3 protein-coding genes are annotated in these 3,067 nt (G+C 57.2%); 1 reads left to right on the forward strand and 2 read right to left on the reverse strand.

The window, feature by feature from the left end:
• Positions 1–257: 257 nt before the first annotated feature.
• Positions 258–1,625: a threonine/serine exporter ThrE family protein gene (locus Q0216_RS09715; RefSeq protein ID WP_298594930.1), complete on the reverse strand. Its 1,368-nt coding sequence runs from the start codon at positions 1,623–1,625 to the stop codon at positions 258–260.
• A gap of 179 nt (positions 1,626–1,804) precedes the next feature.
• Entirely contained in the window at positions 1,805–2,500 is a 696-nt protein-coding gene (locus tag Q0216_RS09720; RefSeq protein WP_298594932.1) for a 3'-5' exonuclease, read from the reverse strand.
• A 304-nt stretch (positions 2,501–2,804) separates the two neighbouring features.
• Here Q0216_RS09720 and Q0216_RS09725 point away from each other — a divergent pair.
• Positions 2,805–3,067 (forward strand): DNA cytosine methyltransferase (locus Q0216_RS09725; RefSeq protein ID WP_298594934.1); only part of this gene is annotated, 263 nt, incomplete at its 3' end.

Here is a 3,067-nt window from a genome sequence, read left to right on the forward strand (position 1 = left end):
CTTCTCGCTGGCTTCGTGGTGCAGCGGGTGGGTAGAGGAAGGAGTCATCGTATCGGTGCCTTTCAACAGAGACGGCGAACTAAAGAATTACAGGGGACGATGCGCGCCAGGCGACAGAGCCTGCACGCTATGAGCGTCCCGTACCTAACCATCATAGGCGCTACAGATGAACCGCAGGTGACAAGCACCTGAACGTACCGAAAGGTGACGATAAAACACAACAGACAAGTTAGGTAACAGAGAGGAGAATGAGGCGGCTAACGCAGGTGCCGGTCGGTATCCAGACGGTTCAACACCTGAGTGTCCTGATCAAACAGCCAGTTCTTATCAAAGAGCAGGCGCACAAACGCCAAGCCCAGACCCAACGCTATGAAAATCAGCAGGGACTGCACAAAACCGCTCGCCGCCGAATACATGTCACCACTGGCAAAATGCGACATGGAACGGTAGAACGGCACGCCCGGAACCATCGTCACCACCGCCGGCACCGACAGGGAAATACGCGTGTACTTACGCTGATGCAGCGGCGCCACAATCTCAGCCATAATACCCACACCAAACACGGCAATCGTCGCCGCCATGTGCGCGGGCATGCCCGCCTCCACCATGTGAATACGGGCGGGGTTCGCCACCGCAGCAATCACGCCACCCCACACGCACGCTACCGGGGAGGCGGCAAAAAGCATCGCGAAGCCAGCCGCCGCAACACCCGAAGAAAGCACCTGCAACACTAAATACAGGGTCGGATCCAGCTTAAGAGGTACCGGAGAATCCAGCGGCAAATGGAACAGCGAACCCAAAACCCACACTGCAAACGACGCGCTAATCAGCAGCAAACCCACATAGGTCAGACGCGAAATACCCGCCAAAAAGTCCATACGAGAAATGTCGAGCATACCCGTCACCATGGGGAAACCCGGCACCAAGAACAGCACCGACGAAATAAAACCAATCATATGGTTCGAGCTAACCCAACCCGCCGCAACCAGCACATTAACAACCGCAATGTACAGGCCCGCCGCCAGGAAACCACACGCCATCCACGTCGCCATGTGGCTCACCCCGCGCTTGAGCAGAGTCGAACGCAAATACTGGCCGGCACCCGCCGCCAAGAACACGACCGAGCACTCTACCAGACCGCCACGGTTCAGAAACGCGAACCCGGCACACGCAACAGCCGACGCCAACGCCAGCATCCACGGGGTGTACAGCGGCTTCGCCGAATCGATACGGTCCAGCTCAGCGTTTGCCTCAGCCGGGGTAATCTTTTCGGGAAGCTCAGAAATGAACTTACCCAACTGATCCAGCTTATGAGCGTTAATGCCCATCGTGCGCTGCTCAGCCACCTCAGTACGGAAATTACCGTCCGTGTACGAAGAGGTTGAAATCTCGGTGAAAGTCACCTGCGCGTGATGCTCCTTCAACCCCACAGCCTTCGCCAAACGCGCCATCGACGCCTTAATACGGTAGGCGCTCGCACCCGACTTCATCAGGATGCGGCCCAGGCGGAGCACCACCTGCGACTGCGCCACCAAATGCTCATGCGCCAGGCGGGTAGAACCCAAATAAATACTGCGCGTATTGGTGTCGGGGTACGGCTCGGTAGTGCGGGGCTGATCATCCATGAGAGGCCTTCCGGGTCGTGCTATTCACGTGCTATTCGTTGCAGGTGCGGTCACCTTCTAGCATAGGGGAGAAGCCCCGGCGGCGATAGCGTCAGCCCGTCAGTAAAGAGGGAGATCTGTCGGGCGGCTGGAGGAGGAGGCGAGAGCGAGTTTAGCGGCGCAGTTTTATCGGCGCAGTTTTAGCGGCGTACCGGCCAGCGGCCGTCAATGACCTCAGATTCCTTACCCGGCTGCGTACGCAACCACGCCTGGAAGCTTGCCGCCTGCTCCGCCGCCCACTGAATCTGCTGCTCGTGCAGCTGGCGCGCATCCACGTTGAGAACTTGCGGGAACTGCTCGGTCAGCTTCACGAGCAGACGCTCCGCCGCCAGGGCATCATCGGCGGACGTGTGGGCGTTCTCCAGGGAGACACCGTACTCGGCGGCGAGAACCTCCAGGGTGCGCTTGCCGCGCTTACGCGGAATCACGTGCTTATGCAGAACGTACGGGTCGAGCACCGCGCCCGGCGGCAGCTCACCGTTGGCAATATTGTGGCGCAGCATCTCGTGGTGCAGCACCGAAAAATCGTAGGCGGCATTGAACGCAATAATCGGCACACCGTCAATGTTCAGCGCACCAATCGCGCCGGCAAGCTCCCAGACGACCTCGCGGGCGGGGCGGCCGTGCTCACGCGCGTACTCGGTCGTAATACCGTGCACGGCGGCGGCACCGGCAGGGATCTCAACGCCGGGGTCAGCCAGCCACTCGCCACGGCGCACCACATTACCCTGAGGATCCAGCAGAATCAGGGAAGCGGTCACGATGCGGGCGGTGGTGACGTCCACACCGGTGGTTTCAAGGTCAAAAGTGGCGCGCAGGCCGTTCATCCAGGTCATGCTATAAGACTAACCCAGCGGGGCAACGGGCGCGCGTCTGGTGGTCATTGGCTGCCTACATAGTGAGCTTGAGCTTAGGTGCAGATATGAGATAGCCATCAAAAGGCCTGTAAGTTGAGTACTCATTGGAGCGAAGGATGGAGGTAAACATGCGGTTGCTTGTGCATTCGAAGACCAAGAGGTAGTAGAAATATAGTTTTTAATGTATTTAGATATATTTTTCGATGTTTTAACATTTTCTATATTCGAAAATATGTGCAGCTCATGGTTATATTTTCGAATATATTAGTGTATAGTTGTGGGCATGGAATTTAAGCTAGGTGAACTTTTTTGTGGCCCCGGTGGCCTTGCCATTGGCGCAACCCGCGCTTCTATCTCTGACCCCGACTGGAAGATTGTTCACCAGTGGGCGACTGACTACGACGAAGATACGTGCAATACTTACCGCCAGAATATCTGCCCGGATCGCCCTGAATCTGTAGTGCATGCTGATATTCGAGAGCTTGACTACTCCGTGCTGAAAGAGCTGGGCGATATTGATGGTCTAGCCTTCGGCTTCCCCTGCAA

Source organism: uncultured Rothia sp., assembly GCF_937976295.1.
In the GTDB taxonomy this organism is placed as follows: domain Bacteria; phylum Actinomycetota; class Actinomycetes; order Actinomycetales; family Micrococcaceae; genus Rothia.